The 19,122-nt window shown below is 72.0% G+C and carries 16 protein-coding genes; 5 read left to right on the forward strand and 11 right to left on the reverse strand.

All coding sequences use genetic code 11. The features are described from left to right. Positions 1-34 precede the first annotated feature (34 nt). Both ABZY45_RS17730 and ABZY45_RS17735 read right to left on the reverse strand, forming a co-directional pair. On the reverse strand, positions 35-1,075 hold the full coding sequence (locus tag ABZY45_RS17730) for an NAD-dependent epimerase/dehydratase family protein (RefSeq protein ID WP_356740920.1): 1,041 nt from the start codon (positions 1,073-1,075) through the stop codon (positions 35-37). A gap of 22 nt (positions 1,076-1,097) precedes the next feature. Next, the gene (locus ABZY45_RS17735) at positions 1,098-2,282 is read right to left on the reverse strand and encodes a zinc-dependent alcohol dehydrogenase (RefSeq protein WP_356740922.1); all 1,185 of its coding nucleotides are present in this window, start codon (positions 2,280-2,282) and stop codon (positions 1,098-1,100) included. Positions 2,283-2,603: 321 nt separating this feature from the next. Between ABZY45_RS17735 and ABZY45_RS17740 the strand changes: the two genes are divergently transcribed. Continuing rightward, positions 2,604-3,062: an SRPBCC family protein gene (locus ABZY45_RS17740; protein ID WP_356740924.1), complete on the forward strand. Its 459-nt coding sequence runs from the start codon at positions 2,604-2,606 to the stop codon at positions 3,060-3,062. A gap of 32 nt (positions 3,063-3,094) precedes the next feature. On the opposite strand, the gene ABZY45_RS17745 is transcribed toward ABZY45_RS17740, so the two are convergent. The 8 genes from ABZY45_RS17745 to ABZY45_RS17780 form a co-directional block, all read right to left on the reverse strand. Continuing rightward, a complete protein-coding gene (locus ABZY45_RS17745) occupies positions 3,095-4,183 on the reverse strand; it encodes a glutamate--cysteine ligase (protein ID WP_356740926.1) in 1,089 nt (362 codons plus the stop codon). Positions 4,184-4,366: 183 nt separating this feature from the next. Further along, complete coding sequence (locus ABZY45_RS17750) at positions 4,367-4,603, reverse strand: LapA family protein (protein ID WP_356740928.1); 237 nt, start codon at positions 4,601-4,603, stop codon at positions 4,367-4,369. Between the two features lie 115 nt (positions 4,604-4,718). Beyond that, a complete protein-coding gene (locus tag ABZY45_RS17755) occupies positions 4,719-6,506 on the reverse strand; it encodes a CocE/NonD family hydrolase (protein ID WP_356740930.1) in 1,788 nt (595 codons plus the stop codon). A 128-nt stretch (positions 6,507-6,634) separates the two neighbouring features. Next, positions 6,635-7,579, reverse strand: a complete 945-nt coding sequence (locus ABZY45_RS17760; protein ID WP_356740932.1) for an LD-carboxypeptidase — start codon at positions 7,577-7,579, stop codon at positions 6,635-6,637. Further along, positions 7,576-9,576, reverse strand: coding sequence for a prolyl oligopeptidase family serine peptidase (locus tag ABZY45_RS17765; RefSeq protein ID WP_356740934.1), 2,001 nt, complete (start codon positions 9,574-9,576; stop codon positions 7,576-7,578). Before ABZY45_RS17765 ends, ABZY45_RS17760 begins: the two co-directional genes overlap by 4 nt. Before the next feature lie 58 nt (positions 9,577-9,634). Beyond that, entirely contained in the window at positions 9,635-10,978 is a 1,344-nt protein-coding gene (locus ABZY45_RS17770) for a M20/M25/M40 family metallo-hydrolase (protein ID WP_356740936.1), read from the reverse strand. After that, the gene (locus ABZY45_RS17775; protein ID WP_356740938.1) at positions 10,971-11,804 is read right to left on the reverse strand and encodes a M55 family metallopeptidase; all 834 of its coding nucleotides are present in this window, start codon (positions 11,802-11,804) and stop codon (positions 10,971-10,973) included. Before ABZY45_RS17775 ends, ABZY45_RS17770 begins: the two co-directional genes overlap by 8 nt. Before the next feature lie 212 nt (positions 11,805-12,016). Then, positions 12,017-13,018: an aldo/keto reductase gene (locus ABZY45_RS17780; RefSeq protein ID WP_356740940.1), complete on the reverse strand. Its 1,002-nt coding sequence runs from the start codon at positions 13,016-13,018 to the stop codon at positions 12,017-12,019. Between the two features lie 124 nt (positions 13,019-13,142). Between ABZY45_RS17780 and ABZY45_RS17785 the strand changes: the two genes are divergently transcribed. Next, complete coding sequence (locus tag ABZY45_RS17785; protein WP_356740942.1) at positions 13,143-14,036, forward strand: LysR family transcriptional regulator; 894 nt, start codon at positions 13,143-13,145, stop codon at positions 14,034-14,036. Between the two features lie 39 nt (positions 14,037-14,075). On the opposite strand, the gene ABZY45_RS17790 is transcribed toward ABZY45_RS17785, so the two are convergent. Continuing rightward, the gene (locus ABZY45_RS17790) at positions 14,076-15,086 is read right to left on the reverse strand and encodes a chitinase (protein ID WP_356740944.1); all 1,011 of its coding nucleotides are present in this window, start codon (positions 15,084-15,086) and stop codon (positions 14,076-14,078) included. A 295-nt stretch (positions 15,087-15,381) separates the two neighbouring features. On the opposite strand from ABZY45_RS17790, the gene ABZY45_RS17795 reads away from it, so the two are divergent. From ABZY45_RS17795 to ABZY45_RS17805, 3 genes are read left to right on the forward strand one after another with little or no spacing between them, the layout of a single operon-like run. Then, positions 15,382-15,792 carry a hypothetical protein gene (locus ABZY45_RS17795; protein ID WP_356740946.1) on the forward strand — a complete coding sequence of 137 codons (411 nt, stop codon included), beginning with the start codon at positions 15,382-15,384 and terminating at the stop codon, positions 15,790-15,792. Next, entirely contained in the window at positions 15,792-18,044 is a 2,253-nt protein-coding gene (locus ABZY45_RS17800; RefSeq protein WP_356740948.1) for a bifunctional polysaccharide deacetylase/glycosyltransferase family 2 protein, read from the forward strand. Before ABZY45_RS17795 ends, ABZY45_RS17800 begins: the two co-directional genes overlap by 1 nt. Next, positions 18,044-19,117, forward strand: coding sequence for an acyltransferase (locus ABZY45_RS17805; RefSeq protein WP_356740950.1), 1,074 nt, complete (start codon positions 18,044-18,046; stop codon positions 19,115-19,117). Before ABZY45_RS17800 ends, ABZY45_RS17805 begins: the two co-directional genes overlap by 1 nt. The last annotated feature ends 5 nt before the right edge of the window (positions 19,118-19,122 follow it).

Consider the following 19,122-nt stretch of genomic DNA (forward strand, 5'->3'; position numbering starts at 1 on the left):
CCGGCGGCACGGGCGCCCGGCGCGTACGACTGGTTCACCCCCACCGCTTGCCCGCCAGCGGGGCCGTGTCCTCCCCTTCTCCGTGGGAGACACCCTGCAGGAAGGCGCGCAGCGCGTCGGCGGCCGAGTGGACGGGCTGCCAGCCCAGTTCCTCGCGGGCCCGGGCGCTGTTCATGACCGGGAGGCGCAGCACGGCGTCGAAGAGATGCGGCGACGCTGGTACGGCACGGGCGCTCCAGGCCGCGGCCAGCGCGCCGCGGACCAGGGGGACCGGGGCGCGGACCACGCGTGCGTCGAGGAGTTCGGCGAGCTGCCGCGCGTCCGTCACCGCGTCCGCGGCCAGATTGAAGGCGCCCCGGACGTCCCGGGTGACGGCGAGCCGGTAGGCCTCGGCCGCGTCGTCGGTGTGCAGCACCTGGAAGCGCAGCCCGTCGAGGTCGGGGACGAAGGGCAGCAGGCCGGGCCTGAGCAGGCCGCCCGGCAGGTAGCGGCCCGCGAAGATCCGTCGCTGTTCGCTCGCCGACGTCCTCTTGAAGAGGAACCCGGGGCGCATGCGCACGACCCGGATCTCCGGGTGCCGGAGTTCGAAGGTGTCGAGGACACGCTCCAGGTAGGCCTTCTCCCGGCAGTACGCGGCGTCCGGCCACCCGTGGGTGGGCCACTGCTCGTCGACGCCCGGCTCGCGTTTGGGTCCTGGAGAGTACGCCCCCACCGACGAGGCGTGGACCAGGACCGGCACGCCCGCGTCGCGTACCGCGCCGAAGACGCGCATCGAGCCCTCGACGTTGCTCCGCCAGGTCACGACGGGGTCGTGCGTGGGCTGGAAGCGCCAGGCGAGGTGGACGACCGCGTCGGCGCCGGACAGGTGCACCGCGAGTCTCCGGGGGCTGTCACTGTGCTCCAGGTCGACGGTGCCCCACTCCACTCCCGGGACGCCGCGTCCCGGGAGCCGGCGGGCCAGACCGAGGACGGATGCCACGGAAGGGTCGTCGGCCAGTGCCCGCACGACACTGGTGCCGACGTTGCCCGTGGCGCCCGTGACCACGACCCTCAGGCCCTGGGGTGCGTTCGTCATCGCTCCTCCTGCTCCTGGTTGATCACGGCCTGAGCAGGGTCTTCACCATGCCGTCCGCCTTGTTCTGGAACGTCTCGTACGCCTTGGGACCTTCGTCCAGCGGCAGGTGGTGCGTGGCGAAGTCGTCGACGCCGAGCGGATCCTCGTCCACCAGGAGCGGCAGGATGCTGGGCACCCAGTTCCAGACGTTGGCCTGGCCCATCCGCAGCTGCATCTGCTTGTCGAACATGGTGAGGAGCGGCATCGGGTCCGCCGCCCCGCCGTAGACGCCGGAGACGGAGACGGTGCCGCCCCGTCGCACCGCGTCGATCGCGGTGAACAAGGCACTGAGGCGGTCGATGCCCGCCCGCTCCATGAGCGCACGTGCTGCGGCGTCGGGCAGCATGCCCACCGCCCACTGCCCCGCCTTGGCCACGGGCGCGCCGTGTGCCTCCATGCCGACTGCGTCGATGACCGCGTCGGTGCCCCGGCCGTCGGTGAGCCCCCGGATGGAGTCCCCCAGGTGCTTCCCGTACTCCCGCAGGTCCATGGTGTGAACCCCGCGGGCGGCGGCCCGGTGCAGGCGGTCGGAGACCAGGTCCACCCCGATGACCTGTCCCGCACCGCGGTGCAGGGCGATCCGGGCGGCCATGTCGCCGATCGGCCCGAGCCCCAGCACGGTCAGGCTGCCGCCGGGCGGCACGTCCGCGTACTCCACGGCCTGCCAGGCGGTCGGCAGGACGTCCGACAGGAAGACGAAGCGATCGTCGGGCGGGCCGTCGGGGACCTTCACCGGAAGGGTGTTGCCGAAGGGGACACGCAGCAGCTCGGCCTGCCCGCCCGGCACCTGTCCGTAGAGCTTGGTGTATCCGAAGAGCGCGGCGCCACTGCCGTAGTCCCGGACCTGGGTGGTCTCGCACTGCGACTGAAGCCCTCGGTCACACATGAAGCAGCTGCCGCAGGAGACGTTGAACGGGATCACCACGCGGTCCCCGCGCTTGACGGCGGTCACCTCGGCGCCGGTCTCCTCCACGACTCCCATCGCCTCGTGCCCCAGGATGTCGCCCGGGTCGAGGTAGGGGCCGAGCACCTCGTACAGGTGCAGGTCCGATCCGCAGATGCCGGTCGAGGTGACCCGCACGATGATGTCCGTCGGATCCTGGATGACCGGGTCGGGTACCGTCTCCACGCGGACGTCCCGTCGTCCTTGCCAGGTCAGTGCACGCATGCGTACTCTCCTCGCTCTTCCGAGTCGGTTCGCCGGGCGTTCTCCCTCATCCGTTCTACCGCGCAACGGCATCCGCCGTTCACAGGCCTCCGGACGAACCAGCCGTGGGTGGGGCGGTCGCGGGGCGGTCCACCCGTTCGGACGCCCAGCTGACGATTAGCCCGAACGGGTGAGGTCGCTCTTTCAGCGACCACCTCCCGCGCCCGTGCCCCCGGCGTGCGGCGGCTCTCCGACATGTCGGAGATGCGCGGGCTGCGTAGCATGGCGGGTGACCTCGCCCGTCGTTCTCATCGACCGCGACATCCGCGCGTGGAGGCGTTCATGGCCATTCGCCATCAGTTGATCCATCACCCTCCCTCGGCCCTGTGGGCCGTGCTGGAGCAGCCGCACCAGTACGCGAAGTGGGTCGTGGGCACGAGCGACTCGCGCCCGCTGGAGGGGCTCTGGCCCGAGGTCGGGTCCTCCATCGGCTACACGGTGCGGCTCGGCCCGAAGGAGTTCCGGGGCCGCACGACGGTACGCCGCCTGGAACGTCCGCAGGTGCTCGAACTGGAGGCGTACAGCGGCGCGTTGGGGACCGCCCGGATCGCGTTCGACATCCGGCCCTGGGGCGAGGAGACCCTCGTCCTGCTCAACGAGCACCCCCTCCAGGGGCTCGGCGGCGCCCTCCACAACGTGGCCCTCGACGCGCTGCTCCAGATCCGGCACCGCGCGATGCTGGGCCGGCTGGCCGCGGTGGTCGACGCACACGCGGCCGAGGAGGATCCCGGCCACGGGTGACGGGCGTCGCGGCCGGGCGCGTGGGGCTTGCGTCATCCCCGCGTCCTGGCCGCGCACTCGGTCACCACGGTCCGCAGGCTGCCCGAATCCGCGAGCAGTGCGCGCTGGAACCTCGCCCCCGTACCCCGCTTCAGCACGTCCCCGAGCGCCTTCTCCGCCGCAACGGCGTCACCGCTGTCCTCCAGGGCGTCCCGTACGTGCGCGAGCAGGGCCCCAAGCACATCGGCGGCCGGCTCCGGGCGCATGGTCAGCGGATGGAGCAGCCGCCCCTCCACACCCGAGCGAGCGGCCTGCCAGCCGGCCATGCGCACCAGGCTCACCGGGACCGGCTCGGGCGGCTCCCCTGCACGCCAGGCGCGCGCGGCCGTCTCGACCAGGCCGCGCACGAGTGTGGCCAGCAGCACCGTGTCGGCGGCGTCGAGGCAGACGTCCGCCACCCGGACCTCGACCGTGGGGTAACGGTGCGAGAGCCGTGCGTCGAAGTAGATCATTCCCTCGTCGCGCAGCACACCCGTCTCGACCAGCGCCCGGACCTGCGCGTGGTAGCCGTCGGCGGAACCGAACACCTCCGTCGGCCCGGCCGAGGGCCACCGGCCCCAGACCCTGCTGCGGTAGCTGTCGTACGAGCTGTCGCGCCCGTGCCAGAAGGGGGAGTTCGCGCTCAGCGCCAGCAGCACCGGCAGCCACGGACGCACCCGGTCCAGGACGGCGACCCCCTCCTCGTCCGATTCCACCGACACGTGCACATGGCAGCCGCAGGTCAGCTGTTCCTGAGCCGTCAGCCCGAACCGCTCCGCCAGCCACCGGTAGCGCTCACCCTCTCCGATGGAGGGGCTCACCGGCAGCGGCGAGGTCGCCAGGGCCGCCACGGCCGCGCCGGCGTCCGCCGCCCTGTTCGCCGCCTCGGCCCGCCAGCGGAGAATCTCGTCCGCGAGTTCATCCATCGACGTACGCGGCTCGGTGGCGAACTCCAATTGATGATCATGGAGTTCCGACTCGAACACCGAGTCCCCGTCCGCCCGGCGCTCCGCCAGCGCGAGCACCGCCGTCGACAGGGCCTGAGGGTCACCACTCTCTCCGTCGACCAGCAGGAGCTCTTCCTCGACACCAACAGTCCGCACGCTGTGTCCTCTCTGCCGACTTCCGGCGTTCGGTGCACCCGTAGGAGGTGCTGACCGGCGCGTACCCCTGGAAGCGCCTTTCAGGCCACCGTTCCGCGGTCGCGTACAGGTGGGTGCGCAGAGGACGGAGGAGAACACCGGCCGGGACGGGGCTCGGGCACGTCCGGCGGCGTCCGGTTCCCGCTACCTGGCCGCTCGCCGGCGGAACAGGAGGAAGCCGGCACCGCAGAGCACCCCGGCCAGGAAGACTCCCAGCAGAGCCGCCCAGAGCGGCATCGTGACCTTGGGGATGATCACGCGGATGGTGACGTCCTGGGTGTTCACACAGATGAAGACGATCGAGAGGATCGCCAGGGCGGTGACGGCGATCCGGGCGGGCGTGAACGCGCTGCTGCTGCCGGATCGGTCCTTGTGCCTCATGCTCGGCCCTTTCGCCGGGTCCTGGTGTCCGGGGCCAGGAACAGCCGTCCCCGGACCCCAGGATGCCTCCGTCCCGGGTCCGGGGAGCTGTGGAGCAGGGCTGTACGGGTGAGCGTCAGCCGACCACCGGGAGCTCCAGGACTCCGGTGTCCCGCGGGGTGCTGACCACCGTGACCGGCTTGATGCCGCGGTTGCCGAAGTACGCGCTGTCGCTCGCGGCGATCACGAACCGGAGCCGGTGCCCCGTCTCGTACCGGTGCACGATCCCCGGCAGCTCGACGGTGAAGGGGCGGGTGACGTCGGGCACGCGGACCGGCGCGACCAGGCGGTTCACCAGCTTCTGAGTCCCGTCCGGCGCCACGTCGTACACCTTCGTGAACAGCACCAGCTTGTCCGCGGCGTCGGCGCTGTTCTGGGCCCGCTCCGCCTTCGGCGAGACCACCTTCAGGGTGGCCTTCGGCGCGCCGACGACATCGACCGGTGCGCTCAGCGGGGCGCTGGTCCAGCCGAGGTACGTGCCCCTGGTGTCGTACGGCGCCGGGTCGGGCAGTCCGATCAGCCCGGCGAGGGAGCTCTCCGAGTGGCTGCTCGGCAGCAGCCAGTTGGTGTACCCGCGGCTGCCGGGGGTGACCTCGGAGCGGCTGTCCACCAGGGCACCGTCGCCCGAGAGGTACATCGTGCGCGAGAGGGCGGGCACCGCGTCCGCTGTGCCGTAGCCGCTCGCCCAGTCCCGGTAGTACGCGAACTCGGGACCGGTGGCGGTGTCCTCCTCGTGGTGGAGGTAGCGGTCGAACCAGTCGAGGATCCGCCGGCCGACGTAGCTCGTCTCCAGATTGCCACTGCCGAGGTCGAGTTCGCCGGGCACCTGGCCGCCGCTGTGACCCCAGGACTGCCAGATCATCTTCGTCGTGGTGCCCTGCGCCTTCAGTGCCCGGTAGGTGGCGGTGGCCTCGTTGAGGGTGAACAGGCTGTCCGCCTGGCCCTGGACGAGCAGGGTGGGCGCCCTGACCCCGGAGAGGTAGGACACCGGGGAGACGCCCCGCGCGTACGCCAGCATCCTCGCGGTCTCGGCGGCGGGATAGCGGCCGGAGTTCAGCAGGCGGACGGTGTCACAGGCCCGCGCGGCGAAGTGCAGGCAGGTGAGGCTGCCGAAGCGGGACGGGTCCAGGCTCGGGACGAGCAGCGGCTGCCCCTCCCCCATCAGGTAGAAGCCGTTGGTCCACTGCCACTTGAAGACACCGGGGGTGCTGGAGGAGACGCCCTGGCGCGCTCCGGTGGTGTTCGGGGAGAGCGAGTGAGCGAGGTCGTTCCAGGTGATCAGCGGTACGAGCGCGTCGACCCGGCGGTCGGCGGACGCGGTCGCCAGCTGGACGGCGCCGCCGTACGAACCGCCGATCATGCCGACCACCGGGTCGCCCGGGGCGTCCGCGGTGACGAAGTCCGCCTTGGTGCCGTCGTCCGCCGCACGGGTGCCGCCGAGGAAGTCGACGAGTCCGGAGGCCGCCTTCCCGTCGACGGCCGGGTCGTCGAGGGTGATGAGGCAGCCCGACTTGCCGAAGCCGAGCCCGGAGTAGACGAGCCCGACGTAACCGCGCCGGGCGAAGGCCTTGCCGATGGCGTCGGTGGAGCCGTCGGACTTGCTGCCGCCGAATCCGTTGGTGGCGAGGACGGCCGGGGCGGGGTGCTGCGCGTCGACACCGACAGGGCGGTAGAGGTCGGCGTCGACCGTGCAGGTACGGTCACCCGCCCGCACGGTGAACTCCAGTGCGGTGACGGTGTACTGGTCCGCCGCCGATGCCGGTGGCGCGCCGGTCAGGGTGAGCGGGGCGAGAAGCGCCGCCCCCGCGAGCAGGGTGAGGGGACGACGGAATCGGGGCACAGTACGCGACACATGGACCTCCACACCGAGGACACATTACCGACCGGTAAGTACCGGGTTCGGCCCATCGTGTGACACACGTCATAGCGGTGTCAACGCACGGGAGCCGGGTTTCCCGCGGAGGCCGCCGGGCCCTCTCGGGACCCGGCCGTTCAGAGGAGTGCGGGCACTTGGGCGGTGAGGGTGCAACGGCCGCCGTCCGCCGGCGCGTCGAGGACCGCCGGGACGCCGAGCGGGACGGTAAGCGCGGTGGGACAGTGCCCGAAGCCCAGCTCCTCGACGACCGGGACCCCCAGTCCGCCGAGCCGGTCCGCGAGCACCGCCCTCACCTGTTCGTACGGCCCGCAGCCGTCCCAGGAGCCGCACACCACGCCGGCTATCCCGTCCAGGGCTCCGATGCGCCGGAGCCGTGTCAGGATCCCGTCGAGCCGGTACGGCTCCTCCCCGGTGTCCTCGACGACCAGCAGGCCCCCCTCGGCGGATGTCCTCGCCCAGGGGGTTCCCGCGTCGGCGGCGAGCAGACTCGCGCAGCCGCCGTAGGTGACGCCGCGCGCGGTGCCGGGGACGAGCGCGATGGCCGCCTCCAGGCCGAGTCGCTGCACCGACTCGGGCTCGAACAGGGTGGAGCGCAGGGCCTGCCGGGTGGCCTCGTCCCCGAGGAAGACCTCGGTGGCGACCATCGGCCCGTGGATGGTGGCGAACCCGGCCCGCAGGGCGAAGGCCTCGTGCAGCACGGTGATGTCGCTGTATCCCACGAACGCCTTGGGGCCCGCGGCCCGTAGCGCGGGCCAGTCCAGGAGATCGACCATGCGGTGGGCGCCGTACCCTCCCCTGGCGCACAGGACCGCTTCCACCGACGGGTCGCACCAGGCTTCCTGAAGGTCCCGGGCGCGGTCGGCGTCCGTCGCGGAGAGGTAGTCCAACTCGGGGTGCCCGTCCAGGACATGGGGGGCCACGACAGGGTCGAGGTCCCAGCCACGCAGGAAGTCGAGTCCGCGTTCGAGCCGCTCAGGAGGCACGGGCCCGCAGGGCGCGACGACCGCGACCCGGGATCCGGGCCGCAACCGGGCCGCGCGGGCGAGAGGTTCCAGGGTCACCGCTTCAGCTCCAGCCGGGGGATGTCAGGACGATCGAATCCGAACGTCTGCGCATAGAGGGAGAGTTCGGCCTCCAGAGCCCTGCGGACGGTGTCCGCGCGGCGGAAGCCGTGGCCCTCCCCATCGAAGGCGAAGTAGGCGTGCGGCACGCCGTTTCCCTCGATCGCCGCGAGGAAGCGCTCGCACTGGACGGGCGGACAGATCGGGTCGTCGAGCCCTTGCAGCAGCACGAACGGGGCGGTGAGCCCGTCGGTGCGGTGGACGGGCGAGCGCTCCCGGTAGCGTTCGGGCACCTCCGCGTACGGGCCCACGAGGGACTCCAGGTACCGCGACTCGAAGTCGTGGGTCTCGCCCGTCGCCCAGCCCTCCAGATCGAGGATCGGGTAGCTGATCGCTCCGCAGGCGTACACGTCCGTCTGTGTGAGGGAGGCCGCCGCGGTCCACCCTCCGGCGCTGCCGCCCCTGACGGCCAGCCGGGCCCGGTCCGCCGAACCCTCGTCGGCCAGCGCGAGGGCGACGGCCGCGCAGTCCTCGACGTCGACGACGCCCCACTGGCCGCGCAGCCGTTCACGGTAGGCGCGGCCGTAGCCGGTGGAGCCGCCGTAGTTGACCTCGGCGACCCCGATCCCCCGCGAGGTGAAGTAGGCGATCTCCAGGTCGAGCACGAGCGGGGAGCGCCCGGTGGGTCCGCCGTGCGCCCAGATCACGTACGGAGGCGCCTCGCCCTCGGGGCCGGTGTGATCGGGGTGGCGCGGCGGGTACACATGGGCGTGGATCTCCCGGCCGTCGGGCCCGCCGAAGGTGCGGACGAGCGGCTCGGGGTAGTAGGCCGGGTCGACCGCGTCCTGGTGCGGTACGCCGATGACCCGGGTGTGCCCCGTGGCGGTGTCCAGCTCGACCACCTCGGCCGCGGAGCGGGGGCTCGCGGCGATGCCGATGATCCTGGTGTCCTGGACGGCGAGCGTCTCGGCCCACGCGGTCCAGGGACCGACGACGTCGACGAGCTCACCGGTCTCCGGGTCGAGCACGCCGAGCGCGGTGGTGCCCCGGCCGTGGATGACGGCGATCAGCCCGTTGTCCAGGAGCTGGAACCAGCGCAGGCCGATCTTCCACAGCGGACCGCCGAACTCCTCACCGCGCCCGGAGCAGAGGCGGCTGCTCGGCACGACCGCCCCGGCGACCGCGTCGGGCCTGAGCCGCTGGAGCTCCCACCAGCCGCCGACGTCCGACACGAAGAGCAGGGTGCCGTCCCGGTCCCACTCCACCTGGACGACCGACTCGTCGATGTCGCCGACGACGGGCCGGACACCCGTGAAGGTGCCCTCCGCGGTGACGTCGGCCATCATCACGACGGTGCCGTCCCACGGCATGGCCGGATGGTCCCACGCGATCCACGCAGCCCTGGAACCGTCGAACGACACCTTGGGTCCGGTCACGAACCGGTGCCTGTCGTCGCTCAGTTCACGTACGGCACCCCGGTCGGCGGAGGCCGAGCCGTCCAGCGGGACGGCGGCGATCACACGCCGCACCTCGGTCGGGGAGTCGCCGGTGAACTCCTCCAGCACACACCAGACCTCGCCGCGTTCGAGCCGTACCTGCGGTTCCACCCACCGCAGTCCGCCGCCGACGTCCGACACGGGCGTGAGCGGCCACGGCTCGTCGGGCCCGTCCGGCGCGTACGCGTAAAGCCGCTGGTCGGCGAAGTGGACGAACACGACCAGGGGGCCGCCCTCCGCGCGGGCCTCGCCGGCCCACGGCACTCCGCCGTACTCGATGACCCTGCTGCGGGGGTTCCACGGTGCGGGGAGCACGGACAGGGTGGTGCCGTCCGCCAGGCGGCGCACGAGGGCGCGCCGGCCGCCCTCGGCGGGGCGCGGCTCCGTCCACCACACCTCGTCGCCGACGGTACCGACGAATTCCGGCCGGCCGTCGTGCGAGGCGACGAGCGCCGCGTCGATCGGTGACGGCCAGGTGCCGTACGCCGCTGATGACACCATGGTCTGTTCCCCCTGCTTCTCGGTCGGGCAGTGCGGATGCGTCGGGCGGTGCGGTGCGTCAGGCGCCGCGCAGGAAGTGGTCCAGGACCCGGACGCCGAAGTGCAGTGCCTCGACCGGGACCCGTTCGTCGACGCCGTGGAACAGCGCCTGGTAGTCGAAACCGACAGGCAGCTTCAGCGGGGAGTAGCCGTAGCCGGTGATGCCGAGACGGGAGAACTGCTTGGCGTCCGTGCCGCCCGACATGGAGTAGGGGACGACGTGGGCGTCGGGGTCGAACAGTTCGACGGCCGCCCGCATCTTCGCGTACGTCGGCGAGTCGACCGGCGATTCGAGGGCGACCTCCCGGTGGTGGAACTCCCACTCGACCCCCGGGCCGGTCAGCCGGTCCAGCGTCGCGTGGAACTCCTCCTCGCCACCGGGCACCATGCGTCCGTCGACGAAGGCGGTGGCACGGCCCGGGATCACGTTGACCTTGTAACCCGCCTCCAGCATCGTCGGGTTGGTGCTGTTGCGGATGGTGGGCTCGATCAGCGCCGCGGCCGGGCCGAGCTTGCCGAGGAGTTCGTCCACGTCGAGCCCGGGGGCACCGGCATCGACCCGGATGTGGTGCAGTGCGGCGATCTCCTCGATCGCCGCCCGCACGGTCGGGGTCAGGCGCACCGGCCACTCGTACGCGCCGATCCTGGCGATGGCGGCGGCCAGGGCGCTGACCGCATTGGCCTTGTTGACCTTGGAGCCGTGGCCGGCCTTGCCCTCGGCGGTCAGCTTCAGCCAGCCCGTTCCGCGCTCGCCGGCGGCGATGGGGTAGAGCGGCATGCCTGGGCCGGCGTGGAAGGTGAAGGCCCCGGACTCGCTGATGCCCTCCGTGCAGCCCTCGAACAGCTCGGAGTGGCGGTCGGCGAGGAATCCCGCTCCGTCGCGTGCGCTCGCCTCCTCGTCGGCCGTGTAGGCGATCACGATGTCGCGGCGCGGGCGGACGCCCGCGCGCGCCCAGGCCCGGACCACCGCGAGCACCATCGCGTCCATGTTCTTCATGTCGATGGCCCCGCGGCCCCACACGACCCCGTCACGCACCTCTCCGGAGAAAGGGTGCACGGTCCAGTCCGCGGCCTCTGCGGGCACCACGTCCAGATGCCCGTGCACGAGGAGGGCGTCGGCCGAGGGATCGGTGCCCTGGATCCGGGCCACCACGTTCGTACGCCCCGGTGTGCGCTCCAGGAGCACGGGCTCCAGCCCGGCCTCGGCGAGGCGCTCGGCGACGTACTCCGCGGCCGGGCGTTCCCGGCAGCTGCCGTCGCCCCGGTTGGTGGTGTCGATCCGGATCAGCTCGGAGGTGAACGTCACCGATTCCGCGAGCGCCCGCTCGTCCACCGGCCCGGTCGGCCTGCCCGCCTCAGCCATATTGCTCCTCCACGGCGGCCGACACGATCGTCGTCACCGCCTTGAACGTGCGGATACCTTCGTACATCGTCCCGCTGGTGTAGGCGACACGCCGTTCGCCGCTCGGCGCCACGCCGGGCACCACGGTCGCGGCCGCCGCCAGGTGTTCGGCGTCGAACTCCAGCTCCACCGTGAAGGAGCCGCCCGTCACCGGTGTGTGGCGAACCGCCAGCGCGATCGCCTCCGCCGCCGCTGCCCGGATGTCGGTGGCGGTGCGGGTGGGGGTGCGGCACACGGCCGCGTAGCGCGAGACGTGATCCTTCACCGCGACCTTGCGGGCCAGGGGGGCGTAGCCGGTGGCGTCCTCACAGGTCAGGTCGTCGCCGGTGACCAGGACGACAGGGACCCCGTACTCCGCCGCTACATGGGCGTTGAGCAAGCCCTCGCTCGCGCGGACACCGTTGAGCCAGACACCGGTGACGGAGTTGGCGAGATAGGTGTGGGCGAGCACGCCCTCGGTGCCGGCACCGGTGTGATAGCCGACGAACGCCACCCCGTCGACGTCGCCGTGCTGGATGCCCTCGACCATGGAGAGGGACTTGTGTTTGCCCGTCAGCATCTGGACGCGCTCGTCCATCCGTTCGAGGAGCAGGTTCCGCATGCTCCAGTGGGCCTCGTTGACGAGTACCTCGTCGGCGCCACCGTCGTAGAAACCGAGCGCGGCGGCGTTCACGTCGGAGGTGAACAGGGCCCGGCAGCGCTCCCACTGCGGGGTCCCCGGCAGCACATCGGCCGGCCAGGTCACTCCGGTGGCGCCTTCCATGTCGGCGCTGACGAGGATCTTCACGGCGCGGTCCCGTCCCTGGTCGGTTCGCCCCCCGCCCGCCCCGCGGGAAGAGGATCTTCGTGCCGCATCACGGTACGCGCCGGGACAGCACGGGGCCAGAGCCTTCGTGATCTGTCACTGGTCCAGTCCGGTGAAGCCACCCACTGCCCGCCGTCCGTCCTCCGCCCGGAGGCCGGGCGGAGGACGGACGACGCGAGGAACGGCGCTCCGGGTCAGGGGCGGGCGGTGCCCTTGACCAGCTCGTCGATCCGGGCCAGCTCGTCCTCGCCGAACTCCAGGTTCGCGGCCGCCGCGACGCTGTTCTCCAGCTGCGCGACGCTGCTCGCGCCGACGACTGCGGAGGTGACCCGGCCGCCGCGAAGCACCCAGGCGAGGGCCATCTGCGCGAGGGACTGACCGCGTTCACGCGCCAGTTCGTTCAGTGCGGCCAGCCGGCTGACGAGGTCCGGGGTGACGGCCTCGGCCGACAGGAACGGGCTGCTCCCCGCCGCCCGCGACCCCTCCGGGACGCCGTTCAGATAGCGGTCGGAGAGGATGCCCTGCTCCAGCGGCGAGTACGCGATGGAGCCGGTGCCGAGCTCGTCCAGGGCGTCCAGCAGCCCGTCCTCGACCCAGCGGTCCAGCATGGAGTAGCGCGGCTGGTGGATGAGGAGCGGGGTGCCCAGCTCGTTCAGGATGCGGGCGGCCTCGCGGGTCTGCTCGGCGGAGTAGTTGGAGACGCCGGCGTAGAGGGCCTTGCCCTGGCGCACCGCCGTGTCGAGGGCGCCCATCGTCTCCTCGAGCGGGGTGTCGGGGTCGAAGCGGTGCGAGTAGAAGATGTCGACGTAGTCGAGGCCGAGCCGGGTCAGACTCTGGTCGAGCGAGGAGCGCAGGCTCTTGCGCGAGCCCCACTCCCCGTACGGGCCCTCCCACATGTGGTAGCCGGCCTTGGTGGAGATGACGATCTCGTCCCGGAGTCCGGCGAAATCCGTCCGCAGGGCCCGGCCCATGGCGATCTCGGCGGACCCGGGGGGCGGGCCGTAGTTGTTGGCCAGGTCGAAGTGCGTGATGCCCAGGTCGAAGGCCCTGCGCAGGATCGCGCCCTGGCTCTCGGGGGTCCGGTCGCCCCCGAAGTTGTGCCAGAGGCCGAGCGAGAGCGCGGGGAGCAGCAGACCGCTGCGCCCGGTGCGCCGGTAGGGCATGGCGGTGTAGCGGTCGGCGGACGGAAGGTACATACGGGCACTCCACGGGGCACGGTCCTGCGCGCCGGATCCGGTGCGCAGGCTCCAGACTGGCGGAGATGGATCCAGCGGTCCAACAGGAGATTCCGCTCGGATTCATCGCTTAGATTGCTCAATCATGGAACTGCGTCAGCTGGAGCACTTCGTCGCCGTCGCCGAGGAGCAGCACTTCACCCGGGCGGCCGAGCGTCTCGCCGTCTCCCAGTCCGGGCTGTCCGCGTCCGTCCGGGCGCTGGAGCACGAGTTGCGGACGCCGCTGTTCAGCCGCACGACGCGCACGGTCCGGCTCACCGAGGCCGGGCAGGCCCTGCTGGTGGAGGCGGAGCGGACGCTGGCGGGGGCCAGGGCCGCGCGGGAGGCCGTCGACGCCGTACGCGGACTGCTGCGCGGGACGCTGACGCTGGGGGTGGAGCAGTGCGTGGCCGGGGTCAGCCCGGCGCGGCTGCTCGCGGCCTTCCACCGGGACCATCCGCAGATGGAGATCCGGCTCCGCCAGGAAGGCACGTCCAGCCTGCTGGAGGGGGTGGCCGGCGGCCGGCTCGACCTCGCGTTCGCCGCCACCGTCAGTCCGCCCGAGTGGCGGGGCGAGCTCGTCCCGCTGGCGAGGGAGCCGATGGTCGTGCTGTGCGCGCCCGGCCACCGGCTCGCCTCGAAGGGTGCGCCGGTGGCGTGGAGCGGACTCCAGGGCGAGTCCTTCATCGACTTCCATCCGGACTGGGGGCCACGCCGGGCGGTGGACGAGGCCTTCGCCGTGGCGGGGGCGCGCCGCACGGTGGCGCTGGAGGTCAGCGATGTGCACAGCCTGCTGGAGCTCGTGCACGAGGGTCTCGGTATCGCGGTGGTGCCGCACCACTTCTCCCGCAAGCCGGAGGCGCGGGGGCTGGTGGCGGTGGAGCTCGACGGCGCGGACCCGGCGGTGTACGAGAGCGTCGTGGTGCTGCCGCCGGCCGGGGCCATGAGCCCGGGGGCGAGGGCGCTGATGGCCCTGGTCCGGGAGGACCCCGTACGCTGAACCCGGGTCACCGGGCCGTGCGGCAGACCTCCCGGACGCTCAGCCGCCGAGGGCCTCGGCGAACGCCCCCGCTTCCTGGTCGACTCCGCTGCAGGTGTCGGTCGCCGTCGTGGTGTCCTCGTCCGCGTCGCACTCCTGGTCGCGGAAGGAGGCCCACAGCGAGAGCGCGCCGACCCCCTGCCGGGTGGCGAAGGTGCGCAGGGAGGCGGCGTCGTCGAGGGTGAACGTCTCCCCCGGCACGTCGTTGACCCCGATCATCACCGTGATGTGCAGCGCCTGCCAGGCGGCGTCCCGCGAGAGTCCGAGCACGTCCACGAGCTGGTCGTGGGCGGCCTCGGCGGCCTGCTCCGCGTAGTCGCCCATGTCGCCGGTGTCGGACGTGCTGTAGTTCATCGCCATGATGTTGACCGCCGAGAGGTCGACGCCCCGGTCCACCGCGTCCTCCAGGACGGCGGCCCCGCTGTCCTCCAGCCCGTCGGGCATGACGGGCAGCGTGTATGTGACGTCGAGGTCGCGGTCCTCCTGGAGCAGGGCGAGGGCTTCGTTGCGGCGGGTGACGGACGCGGTGTCGGTGAGCGCGTCGCCCTCGATGTCGAAGTCGGCCTTGGTGGCTCCCACGGCGTCGAGGACCTCGGCGTAGGCGTCGGCCAGTTCCTCCGCGCTGTCGCAGGCGAGCGCTGCTTCGGTGCCCGCCGCGCCTCCGAAGGAGACCCGGATGTCCGCCCCGGTGCCGGTGAGCGCCTCCGCGCGGGCCGCGACCGCGGCGCTGCCGGCCGCGGTCGTGCCGCCCCAGAGCGGGGTGCAGCCCGAAGCCTCGGAGGTGACGAAGGCGAGGTTGTACGTGTCCGGCGACCCGGCGCCGTCGGTGCCGAAGGCGGTGGTGGCGCTCACGTACGGGGTGTAGGCGGTCTGTCGCACCGCCGCTGTCGGTGGTGGCGGGGCGGAGCCGTTCGCCTGGTCGGCGACGCCACCCGTCGCGCAGGCCGAGCACGCGAGGCCGAGCGCGATCAGCCCCGCAACGGCAGAGGAAACGCGTTCGCGCCTTTGCATGACGTGTGTGCACCTGCTTTCGAGGAATCGCCGGGAGCGGCAGCCGAGATGCTGCCGGGGCACCACGAACCTCTCACACGGCAGGCTCGGGCGAAGACACATAGAACTCATGGAGAGGCTCGGGAAGCCGCCGCCGCTCAGGGGCAACTCCCCTGCTGGGCACGGATTGAAAGGCTCCGAGGGAGAGCGGCGCACCCGGCGTACTCTCAGCGGCCCCACAGGTTCGCGGCCGTTTCACAGCGCGCGGCCAGGAAAGCTCCAGACTTCGCACATCAAGGGTGGCCACCATGCGCACATGCAATCCGACCCCGTCATCGAGAAAGACCCGGCGCCTCGCCGCCGGCGCCGGGCACACGCCGGACCGGCCCGCTCGGCGGAGCGTCGCCGTGCTGCCGCACGCCCCCAGGAGGGGCCCGTCTTCGTGGACAGCTCCGGGCGCCGGGCCAAGCTGCTGCGCCGGGCGGGCATGCTGCTGGGCATCGTCTGCGCCGGTTACGCCGCCGTCCTGGGGCTCGCCTTCATGGGCGGCATCTCCCTGACCCCCTCCCAGCTGCTCCCCTTCGACGGCGGTCCGGCCGCCGAAGCCGGGCCCGACGGCCGGACCCGGCCCGGCTACGGCATGCGCCCGAGCGGCATACCGGCGCCGCCCGCCTCCGGCGGTGCGACTCCGTCCGCCCAGGCCACCACGTCCGGCGAGGCGAGCTGATGGGCGCTCCCCGCCGCCGGCACGCCACGCCGGGCGTGATCGGCCGCGTCGGACGCCAGGCCGTCCCCAGGCCCCGTGTGGTCATGGCCCTGCTGCTGTTGCTGGCACTCGTCTGCGTGATGCTGCTGGACGGGTATCTGCGGGCCGAAGTGGGCGACGACCAGCGGGTGCGTACCGGCGCCTCCGCGGACACCGTGCCCAGCGAGGTCCTGGAGGGCGGACCGCTGCTGAGCTTCCCCGGCGGCACCGCACGCACGCAGTCGGTCCCCGACAGGACGATCGTGCTGACCTTCGACGACGGCCCCGATCCCGAGTGGAGCGACAAGGTCATGGACATCCTGGAGGAGAACGACGTCCCGGGCACGTTCTTCCTCGTGGGCTCGATGATCTCGCGCTATCCGGACGTCGTACGCAGGATGGTCGACGAGGGCAACGAGGTGGGGGTCCACACCTTCACGCACGTCGACCTCTCGTATCAGAGCGAGGCCCGCGTGAAGCGGGAGATCGCACAGACCCAGCTCGCCCTGGCAGGCGCCGCGGGCATCACCACGACGCTGTTCCGCGCCCCTTACTCCTCGAAGACCGACGCGATCGACGACTACAGCTGGCCCGTCTACGAACGCCTCGGCGCGATGGGCTACACCAGCGTGTTCATCGACACCGACAGCGAGGACTGGCAGCAGCCCGGCGTCGACAAGATCGTCGAGTGGGCGACTCCGGAGGAGGGGAAAGGCGCGTCGGTGCTCTTCCACGACGCCGGCGGCGATCGCTCCCAGACGCTGACCGCGCTGCCGGAGTACATCAAGAAGATGAAGGCGCAGGGCTACACCTTCACCACGGTGAGCGGCGCTCAGCAGCAGGACGCCGCGTCCTTCGCGGAGGGCGGAACCGGGCAGGCCGCAACCGCTCCCGCCGCCGGTCCCGCGCAGTCCGGCGTCGTGCGGGGCGACGCGGAACAGGCCGCCCACCGGAAGGCGGACACGGCATCCGAGTGGGAGGGCCGCGCCCTGCTGGCCGCGGTCGCGGTCGCGGAGTGGACCGTGCCGGGACTGGCCGTGGTGCTGGGTGTCGTGGGGGTGGCCGTACTCGGCCGCTTCGGCATGATGCTCCTGCTCGCCCGGCGCCACTACCGGCAGCGCAACAGACGCCGGTTCACCTGGGGCCCCGAGGTGACGGAACCGGTGAGCGTGATCGTGCCCGCCTACAACGAGAAGGAGTGCATCGCCAGTACGCTCAGATCCCTCGCCGCCGGCACCCATCCGATCGAGATCCTGGTCGTCGACGACGGCTCGACCGACGGGACCGCGGAGATCGCCGAGTCCCTGGGCCTGCCCGGAGTCCGGGTGATCCGCCAGGAGAACGCGGGCAAGTCGGCCGCCCTCAACAACGGTGTGCGGCAGGCACGTCACGACATCGTCGTGATGATGGACGGGGACACCGTCTTCGAACCCGAGACGGTGGCGCGGCTCGTGCAGCCCTTCGCCGATCCGAGGGTCGGCGCCGTCGCGGGCAACGCGAAGGTCGGCAACCGGTCCACGATGATCGGCGCCTGGCAGCACATCGAGTACGTGATGGGCTTCAACCTCGACCGCAGGATGTACGACCTGCTGGGCTGCATGCCCACCATCCCCGGAGCCATCGGGGCGTTCCGCCGGGAGGCGGTCCTGGAGGTCGGCGGCATGAGCGAGGACACGCTGGCCGAGGACACCGACATCACCATCGCCCTCCACCGCGCGGGCCACCGGGTCGTGTACGCCGAGCACGCCCGCGCCTGGACCGAGGCGCCCGCGTCCCTGGGACAGTTGTGGCGTCAGCGCTACCGGTGGAGCTACGGCACCATGCAGGCCCTGTGGAAGCACCGCAGGTCCGTCACCGACCGGGGACCGTCCGGACGCTTCGGGCGGGTCGGCATGCCGCTGGTCGTGCTCTTCCAGATCGTCACGCCGGTCTTCGCGCCGCTCATCGACGTCTTCACCCTGTACGCGATGGTCTTCGTGGACTTCCGCGCCTCGTTGCTCGCGTGGCTGGCTGTGCTGGCCGTGCAGTTGTTCTGCGCGGCGTACGCCTTCCGGCTCGACCGGGAGAAGTACAGGTATCTGCTGATGCTGCCCCTTCAGCAGCTCGCGTACCGGCAGTTGATGTACCTCGTGCTGATCCACTCCTGTGTCACCGCGGCGACCGGCGGGCGGCTGCGCTGGCAGAAGCTCAAGCGCACCGGTGAGGTGGGCACGCCCCACGTGGGGGCTTCGTAGTGGGGGGCTCGCACCGCAGGACGGCGCTCGCGCCCTCCCCCGCGGCTGTCACGGGCACCGGCCGTGACCGGTCCTTCGACGTGCTGCGTGCCGTCGCCCTCGTACGGGTGGTGACCTACCACACCTTCGAGTGGCCCTGGCTGGGCTTCGCCTTCCCCTCCATGGGCGTGATGTTCGCTCTCGCCGGCTCGCTCATGGCCCGCTCCCTGGAGCGGCCCGCCTCCGGGGTGCTGCGGAGCCGGCTGCGGAGGCTGCTGATCCCGGTGTGGTTCTTCGGTCTGCTGCTCGGCGTGGCGATGCTGCTGCACGGCTGGGTGCCGGGGCCGGACGTCCTGTACTGGGTGCTGCCGATCGGTGATCCGCCCGGTGGCGAGTGGGGCGAGCAGGCCTGGGCGGTGCTCTGGTACCTGCGCGCGTACCTGTGGTTCGTGCTGCTCTCGCCGCTGCTCCTGCGGCTGTTCCGGCTCGCCCCTGTCCCGGTGCTCGCGCTGTCGCTGGTGCCCGTCGTGGTCCTGGGGACGGTGTCGGGCGTGCCGGACGGGCGGCTGGGGAGCGCGCTCAGCGACGGGGCGGTGTTCCTGTTCTGCTGGCTGCTGGGTTTCGCACACCGTGACGGGGTGCTCGACCGGCTGCGCGGGGCGGGGACCCTGGCCGCCGCGGTGCCGCTGATGGCGGTGGGCGCCTGGTGGGCGGTGGGCCACCCGGCGGACGGGAAGGCCGACCTGGACGACATCCCGCTCGCCCAGGCGCTGTGGTCGGCGGGCTTCGTGCTGCTCCTGCTGCGTTTCCGGCCGCGCTTCGACGGGCTCGCACGCCATGGGGTGGCGGACCGGGTCGTCACGGTGTTCAACGCCCGGGCGGTCACGGTCTACCTCTGGCACGAGGTGGCGCTGATGGCCGCCGTACCGCTGACCGACCTGATGTGGGAGGTGCCGGCGATGGAGCGCCGTCTGCCGCTGGACAGCCTGTGGTGGCAGTTCGGCGTCGCGTGGGTGCTGATCGCCGCGGCCATGGCGTGCTTCGGCTGGGTCGAGGACGTCGCGGCGAGACGCGGACCCCGCCTGCTGCCCTGAGCGCG

Origin of the sequence: Streptomyces sp. NPDC006516 (assembly GCF_040611875.1) — a bacterium.
GTDB lineage: Bacteria > Actinomycetota > Actinomycetes > Streptomycetales > Streptomycetaceae > Streptomyces.

Bases quoted from the DNA above. Each gene is read 5' to 3' on its own strand.
- ABZY45_RS17730 (WP_356740920.1), bottom strand. From the start codon at position 1,075: ATGACGAACGCACCCCAGGGCCTGAGGGTCGTGGTCACGGGCGCCACG.
- ABZY45_RS17735 (WP_356740922.1), bottom strand. From the start codon at position 2,282: ATGCGTGCACTGACCTGGCAAGGACGACGGGACGTCCGCGTGGAGACG.
- ABZY45_RS17740 (WP_356740924.1), top strand. From the start codon at position 2,604: ATGGCCATTCGCCATCAGTTGATCCATCACCCTCCCTCGGCCCTGTGG.
- ABZY45_RS17750 (WP_356740928.1), bottom strand. From the start codon at position 4,603: ATGAGGCACAAGGACCGATCCGGCAGCAGCAGCGCGTTCACGCCCGCC.
- ABZY45_RS17765 (WP_356740934.1), bottom strand. From the start codon at position 9,576: ATGGTGTCATCAGCGGCGTACGGCACCTGGCCGTCACCGATCGACGCG.
- ABZY45_RS17770 (WP_356740936.1), bottom strand. From the start codon at position 10,978: ATGGCTGAGGCGGGCAGGCCGACCGGGCCGGTGGACGAGCGGGCGCTC.
- ABZY45_RS17780 (WP_356740940.1), bottom strand. From the start codon at position 13,018: ATGTACCTTCCGTCCGCCGACCGCTACACCGCCATGCCCTACCGGCGC.
- ABZY45_RS17785 (WP_356740942.1), top strand. From the start codon at position 13,143: ATGGAACTGCGTCAGCTGGAGCACTTCGTCGCCGTCGCCGAGGAGCAG.
- ABZY45_RS17790 (WP_356740944.1), bottom strand. From the start codon at position 15,086: ATGCAAAGGCGCGAACGCGTTTCCTCTGCCGTTGCGGGGCTGATCGCG.
- ABZY45_RS17795 (WP_356740946.1), top strand. From the start codon at position 15,382: ATGCAATCCGACCCCGTCATCGAGAAAGACCCGGCGCCTCGCCGCCGG.
- ABZY45_RS17800 (WP_356740948.1), top strand. From the start codon at position 15,792: ATGGGCGCTCCCCGCCGCCGGCACGCCACGCCGGGCGTGATCGGCCGC.